The organism is Bilophila wadsworthia ATCC 49260 (assembly GCF_000701705.1).
Taxonomy (GTDB): domain Bacteria; phylum Desulfobacterota; class Desulfovibrionia; order Desulfovibrionales; family Desulfovibrionaceae; genus Bilophila; species Bilophila wadsworthia.
The window spans coordinates 1-6,734 of record NZ_JNJP01000134.1 but is presented as its reverse complement, the minus strand read 5'-3'; the positions used below and the strand labels follow the sequence as shown (position 1 = coordinate 6,734).

Annotated in this window: 5 protein-coding genes; 1 reads left to right on the top strand and 4 read right to left on the bottom strand. The window is 54.7% G+C overall.

Going from position 1 to position 6,734, the window contains the following annotated elements; all coding sequences use genetic code 11:
* Window positions 1-375: 375 nt before the first annotated feature.
* From T370_RS0120795 to T370_RS0120785, 3 genes are all read right to left on the bottom strand, one after another.
* A complete protein-coding gene (locus T370_RS0120795; protein ID WP_005030207.1) occupies window positions 376-1,263 on the bottom strand; it encodes an acetamidase/formamidase family protein in 888 nt (295 codons plus the stop codon).
* Between the two features lie 91 nt (window positions 1,264-1,354).
* A complete protein-coding gene (locus T370_RS0120790) occupies window positions 1,355-2,722 on the bottom strand; it encodes an APC family permease (protein WP_029436876.1) in 1,368 nt (455 codons plus the stop codon).
* A 287-nt stretch (window positions 2,723-3,009) separates the two neighbouring features.
* The gene (locus T370_RS0120785; RefSeq protein WP_005030202.1) at window positions 3,010-3,897 is read right to left on the bottom strand and encodes an acetamidase/formamidase family protein; all 888 of its coding nucleotides are present in this window, start codon (window positions 3,895-3,897) and stop codon (window positions 3,010-3,012) included.
* Window positions 3,898-4,218: 321 nt separating this feature from the next.
* Here T370_RS0120785 and T370_RS0120780 point away from each other — a divergent pair, with 321 nt between their 5' ends.
* Window positions 4,219-5,103: a DMT family transporter gene (locus tag T370_RS0120780; protein ID WP_029436875.1), complete on the top strand. Its 885-nt coding sequence runs from the start codon at window positions 4,219-4,221 to the stop codon at window positions 5,101-5,103.
* 74 nt (window positions 5,104-5,177) lie between these two features.
* Here T370_RS0120780 and T370_RS0120775 read toward each other — a convergent pair whose 3' ends face one another.
* Complete coding sequence (locus T370_RS0120775; RefSeq protein ID WP_034507382.1) at window positions 5,178-5,654, bottom strand: MucR family transcriptional regulator; 477 nt, start codon at window positions 5,652-5,654, stop codon at window positions 5,178-5,180.
* Window positions 5,655-6,734: the final 1,080 nt, after the last annotated feature.

Genomic DNA, 6,734 nt, shown 5'->3' with positions numbered 1-6,734 from the left:
AGGGAGGAAGGCCCTTTCTGGAGAAAGGGCCTTCCTCCCTCCTCCAAACCTCCTCCCTCCTTCCCCAAAGACTTTTGGCCGGTGTGGGGGGGGGCGGCACCCCGGACGCGGGCACGGGAATCAGGCATACGCCACGCGCAGGCTTTCCGCCAAAATCGATCCTGCGCCAACATGCTTTTATTCCATCAAAACAACAGGGTATCTTTCTTCAAAAAACGCGTTGGGGAACCGAAACACGTCAGAAAACCTTTCCACACTTTCCCGAGATACTTTTCTCTGCCAGCGCACCCAACGAAACAATCTCATCCAGCAGGCCCATCCCCATACGGGAAAGTTCCAACATGCCACCCTCCCCCTCCCCAACCTTCATCTCCCCTACTCCACCACAACCCCAAACTTCGCAAGCACTGATACGGGCATGGCGAAACGGGCGGTCTTGAGGGGGTCGACGATCTGGGAAATACGGGCATGGCCGCAGAGGCTCATGAGCATGAGGGCCTCGTCCGCATTGAGAGACGTCTTGGCAAGAAGGAAATCGTGCATGTACCCCGTCGAGGCATGGATCGCCCCGTCCACGGTCTCGGCGCTGGCGAGGAAAGAAACCTCATCGCCGTCGTGCAACAGCGGACAGGGCAAGGATGCGCCCTTCTCCAATGAAAGATCGAGATCCACCTCACCGAAAACTTCGAGGCCGGTTACGGAGACTTCCCCGTCGCCCATCGCCGCGTGCAGATCCCCAAGGCCAAGATACGCGCCCTTCACGAAAACGGGCAGGCGCAGGATCGCGCCCTCACGGATGCCGATGGTATCCATGTTGCCGCCGTGATCCCCCGGCGTGCCGCAGGGCACAGACTCGCCAGCCGGAGCCACGCCGATGACCCCGATCATGGGATTCAGGGGGAGTTCCACGCCCATAAAAGTGAAATGCCCATCGGCTATGGGACAGATGCGCGTGTCCCCCTTCACCCGATCCGGCAGGGCTCCAGCGCCCGGCGCGGTCATGAGCGCCCCGGTCTTCTCGGGGCGGATGGCCCGGATATGCACGCGGAGCACGTCGCCGGGTTCCGCCCCTTCCACCACGATAGGGCCGGTGGCCGGGTTCACATGCGAAAAATTGAGCCGGGCTTTCGGTTGCCCATCCTCGGTCACCTGCCCGTTGAAACAATCGCAGGTCTCCACGGTCAGCGAACAGGGTGCCGTCACCGTCGCGACGGGTTCGGAGACGCCCAAACTGTAGACGTGACGCTCACGAGTAATGCGCATAGCTTCTCCTCAAAGACGCCCCGGAAGCGGAGACCGCCGGCGGAAAAATCCGTCCGGCGGCCTCAAACAAGCGTTCCGAGAACGGAAACGGTTACATCATGCTCTTCTTGAAGGCATCGGGAACTTCCTTGTAGCCCTTGGACTTGATGTAGCCAAAGACGATGCCCACGGCAAGCCAGCTGAAGCCGAGGATCTGGGTCAGATGGTCAAAGCCGCTCCAAACGTACAACAGGATGAGCGTACCGACCAGAGGGTAGACGAGGTAGTTGACGAGGTCCATACCGCTGCGGCGCTGTTCCTTCACAAAGAAGAACCAGATCACCGCGAGGTTCAGCATCATAAAAGAGCTGATCGCGCCGAAGTTGACGAGCTTGGTAAGCTGTTCGTCGGTGAAGATAATGGTGCAGGCCAGCGATACCACGCCGATGAGCAGAATGGCGACATACGGCGTACGGAACTTGGGGTGCACCTTGGCGAGGGCACCGGGCAACAGCCTGTCACGGCCCATGGAGAACAGCACACGGCTGCACGCGGCCTGCGCGTTCAGGGTGTTGGCGATGCCCACGGCAAGGATGTTCACCACAAGCAGCACGATGCGGAACCAGTCGCCGATGGCGACGGCGCAGGCGTCGAACAGGGCCGTGGAAGCATTGAACTTATTGTAATCAGGTTCAATAAGGCAGACGATGTAGGTCTGTAGGAAGAACACCGTACCGATGACGACCAGCGCGATCAGGATGGCGCGGCCCACGTTTTTCTCAGGTTCGGAAACCTCCTCAGCCAGCGTGCTGATGCCGTCAAAACCGGTAAAGTTCAAGGCCGCAATGGTGCAGGCCGTGGCAATGAAGGTCAGGTTGACCTTGTCCGCCTGATAGATGGGCGTCATGGTCAGCTCTCCGGCCCCTCCGCCGCCGAGCACGTACTTGAGGCCGCCGATCACGATGATCAGGACGATGCCGATTTCAACGACGAAGAAGAACATGTCCACGCGGGCCGTGGTCTCAATGCCCTTTATGTTGATAGCCGTGTTCACGGCGATGAAGATGAGAATCCAGACCCAGCCCGGGATTTGCGGGATGAGGCTCTGGCACCAGTTGCCGACAAAGATGTACAGCAGGCTGGGAACAAAAACATAGTCGAGCAGGATGAGCCACCCGGCGAGGAAGCCCACATGCGGGTTCACGCCGCGCTGCACGTACGAGTACACGCTCCCGGCGATGGGGAAGCGTTTCGCCATCTGGACGTAGGACAGCGCCGTAAAGAACATGGCGCAGAAGCCTACCAGATACACGAGAGGCGCCATGCCCTGCGCATCCCGGTTCACGTATCCGAAGATACTGTGCGGGGCGATGATGACCATGAACAGCAAGCCGTAGACGGTCAAATCCCACAGGCTCAGGGTACGGTGCAGTTCCTGCTTGTACCCGAATTGTTCGACGGACCCTTTTTCTTCAGCCATTGTAACCTCCACAAATGTTGACTCAACGCTCGCGGCACGAAACAAACGCGCCGGAACGTCCGCCCGTGGACCCTCTCCCCGGGCGGGCTTCCCTCCGGAAACGCTGGGGCGCGCCCCTCGCTTCCCTTATACAAAACGGCCCGCCCTCTCGGGTGAAGCCGTCCCCTCTCGTTTCCCCCCGTTTTCCCCGTTCGGAAAACTGGAGACATATTTTTCCCCTCCTTCATTGCGAGGAGGAAAAGCAATCACGGGGGGAGAGCCACAAAAGGGCTCTCCTCCCGGAATTCTTACAACAGCGGCTTATCAGAGCGCTTGGGCACGGAGATGCGGAGCACGATTTCCACAGGGCAAGGCTGGCAGCCTTGATTGATGCACACGTCGCCCTCAAGGGACAGGTACAGATAGGCGTCCGTGGGATCGAGGCCGTAGGCGGCGCAGACGAGTTCCTGCATCTGCGCGGAAGCGTCGATAAGCGCGGAAGTATAATCCTTGCGGGCACTCACGACATGCCAGGCATCGGCCGTTTCGATAACGGGCCAATCAAGCTTGCGGCCCTTCAGCACGCTCACGCGGACGGTGATGACCCCGCCGATTTCAAGCCCCGTGCCGCACAGTTCGCAGTCGCCCATGACGGCATGGATGTCGCCCATCTGGAGCAACGCGCCTTCAACCTGCACAGGCAGATACACCCGGCTGCCCGCAGTGAGCTTCTTGGAGTCCATGTTGCCGCCGTGCTTTCCGGCATAGCCGCAGGCGATGGGTTCTCCAGCCGGGGCAACGCCCATGACGCCGATCATCGGGTTGATCGGAATGCTCAGGCCGCCGAGTTCCGTCTTGCCGTCCTTCACGGGAAGGATGCGGGTACGGTCCACGCACCGGTCATACAGCGGACCGATGTTCGGGATGGTGGTGACGGCGCCCTTATCCGCCACTTCAACGGACAGCACATCCACGACGAGCACGTCGCCGGGCATGGCCCCTTCCACATAGAGCGGCCCCGTCGCCGGGTTGGTACGCGAAAAGTTGAACGATTCACCGACAATGTCTTCTTCCGTACAAACCTGGCCGGAATAGCAATCCAGTGTGCGGAACGAGAATTCATCCCCGTCTTTGGCGCGTGCAATGGGTTCATTCGCCTTGTCAAAGGCATACACGTATTGAGTGAGTTCCGTCATGATACCCTCCTTGGTAGGCACCTGCTCGAGGCAATCGATCAGGTTTTGAATCTTCGCTCACAACGAGATGAGGAGTATCTTAGACCTTTTAAATCCGTTTGTCATTGTATAAATAACAATTAAATTAAGCATGTTAGATCAGAATAACATTCTTGGTTTTGCCTTGTCTGACCATATGATACGAAACGGCAACAAGTTGATGATGAAAGCCCGCGCGACTTTCATGGGCTTATATGCTACACGGTGACGCGCCGCACAAGACGGCTCCTTCCGGCACGCGGCCGCGTACCGGGCGACAATGCAATCCCGGATCGGCCTCCCATGCAAAGCAAGATCGGCTGTTATATCATCGCCGTCGCCGTCATCACGGTATGGAGTACGACGTTCGTTTCCACCAAAATCCTCCTGCACAGCCTTAGCCCGGAGGAAATCATGTTTTACCGGCATGTGCTCGCCTACCTCGTCCTCCTCGCCGCGTATCCGCACCGTCATCCGTCCGGAGGATTTCGTGAGGAACTGCTGTTCGCGGGAGCGGGGATCTTTGGCAGTACCCTTTATTTCCTGACGGAAAACTATGCCCTCAAATACAGCATGGCTTCCAACGTTGGGCTGCTCCTCGCGACGACGCCCATGCTGACTGCCATAGTGGCCCGTTTTCTGACGACAGGAGAGCCGTTCAACAGGCAACTCGCCGCAGGCTTCTGTATTGCGTTTTTGGGAGTTTTCCTCGTCATCTTCAACGGGCACTTCATCCTAAAGCTTCATCCGATAGGCGATTTCCTTGCCATTGCAGCAGCGCTCTCCTGGGCATTCTACTCCACCCTCGTCAAAAAAATCGGCAATCGCTACAACGGGATCTACATCACCCGTAAAATCTTCTTTTACGCTATCGTCACCATGCTCCCGGTTCTCGCGTTCGGCGATTTCCGTTACGACTTTTCACGCCTCTGGCAGCCAACTACCTACCTCAACCTGATCTTCCTCGGCGTCATTGCATCTTCGCTCTGCTTTTTGATTTGGAGCAAAATCATTTGGAAAATCGGCCCGGTCGCGGTCAATAATTTCATTTACCTCATGCCTCTCATTACGATGCTCGCTTCATGGCTGCTCCTCGACGAACACCTCACGCCCATCGCCATCGCAGGCGGCCTCGTCATCCTGGCCGGGGTTTACGTATCCACGAAAGCCGCCCATAGGAAAAAATAAAACTCTCATCCCTCAAATACAAAAAGACCGTCTGCCATAAAGGAGACGGCCTTTTACTTCATTGGATTCAGGTACTATTCCGCTTTTTTCTTTTCGCGGGCCTGCTGGGCCTTCAAGACATTCGCCTGAAGCTTGTTAAGCAGCTTGCTGCTGATCAATTTCTGTTCCGGACCATAGCCGCACAATTTCTTATATTCTTCCACAGTCAGATCGTGGCTCTGAATATGCTTGGTGGTCAAATTTTGAAAGGTCTTACCGCAAATGCAGCAAGCGATTTCCTGTTCGGAGATAGCTTCTTCCGGTTTCACCACCAGATTGCGGCGAGTGTATTTTTTCTTGGGAGCGCTCGGCTCGGAAACGGTTTCTTCTTTCTGAGCGTCTTCAGCACAACACAACGATTCGGAGAGCGCCTCCGAATCCATGCCCGCGAGCTTGTTATTAGCCTGAATGAGGCCCGCCTTCATGACCGTAAACTGTTCAATAAGAAACTGAGCCGGCTGTTCGGGGTATCTATCCATAACGAGCTTAAGAAGTTCGGCATCGCTGATCATTATATCAACTCCTGTAAAACGTAATCACAATGTGCGGGTCATACCTAAGCCATTTTTGTATCTCTGTATATACCCTCTCTCAGGGGAATACATTTTTTCCATGAACAAAATCTGCTTGAACATACAGAGATGCTATCTCCATCTTTCAGAAAATTACCCAATATACAAGGCAATTCCTTTGAGAATGCTTTTAGAATTTTACCTGATTTTCGCATATAAGAAAAATAAATATTCATCTAGGGCACTTAGTGGGAATATTTTATAATAAAAGACACTGTGTTATACTCAAAATAATCTGATCTAAAATATACTTAGCAAAAATAATCCAGCTCACACATAGCCATAACAGCTTATACCTGGTTCCCTTCTAATACAGAAAGGGTGAGGGTACGTTGCCCTTTACCGCGTCAACAACTCTTTCATTATTCGAATAAATTTTAAAAAATCAGACTATGGGCTTTACAAATAGAGCGCATATTAAAAAATTGATATTTCGTACTCTTTCAAAATACCTCGTATACCGAATATCAATGAACATTTTCAGTGAAGAACCTTTTCTATCTCCTACTCGCCTCTATGGGCAGTATCCCCCATCGCAATCATATCTCCAAAACAAAGCTAGCTGGCTAATCCCACTAGAAAGTACGTGTGGGGTATTATCTCTCCTCCCCGCCCATCCTTCGAGCGCCCCAACCTCAAAAAGTTGGACGTCCCAAGAGGAGGAAGGAGCTTTTCCTTCCCCCTCTTTTTTATACGGCTCAGGCTTTACGTAGCAGGGGAGGAATTACCGAGAACGTCCCTACCCTTTTCCTGCCCTTTCTTCATGGAAACGGCATGAGAGCCATGCATCTCTATGAGGACACCTCTCCGCCTTACCCAGAGGTTTTCCGGGCCTCTGCTTAAGTGAATACAAAAGGTGGAGAGGAAGCGAATGAGCCAATTATGGAGCGAACCGGGCGGGTAAAGCTGTAGGAAAAAGAAGCTGGGGGGGAGATGGAGAAAGAGCAGGAGGGGCTTGCGCCTAGCCTGGGGCTTGGGAAGGGGTTGCCTGTGATGGGGATGGGCTTCGGGCAAAACAAA

Coding starts and splice junctions, on each gene's coding strand:
- T370_RS0120795 (WP_005030207.1), bottom strand. CDS start 1,263: ATGCGCATTACTCGTGAGCGTCACGTCTACAGTTTGGGCGTCTCCGAA.
- T370_RS0120790 (WP_029436876.1), bottom strand. CDS start 2,722: ATGGCTGAAGAAAAAGGGTCCGTCGAACAATTCGGGTACAAGCAGGAA.
- T370_RS0120785 (WP_005030202.1), bottom strand. CDS start 3,897: ATGACGGAACTCACTCAATACGTGTATGCCTTTGACAAGGCGAATGAA.
- T370_RS0120780 (WP_029436875.1), top strand. CDS start 4,219: ATGCAAAGCAAGATCGGCTGTTATATCATCGCCGTCGCCGTCATCACG.
- T370_RS0120775 (WP_034507382.1), bottom strand. CDS start 5,654: ATGATCAGCGATGCCGAACTTCTTAAGCTCGTTATGGATAGATACCCC.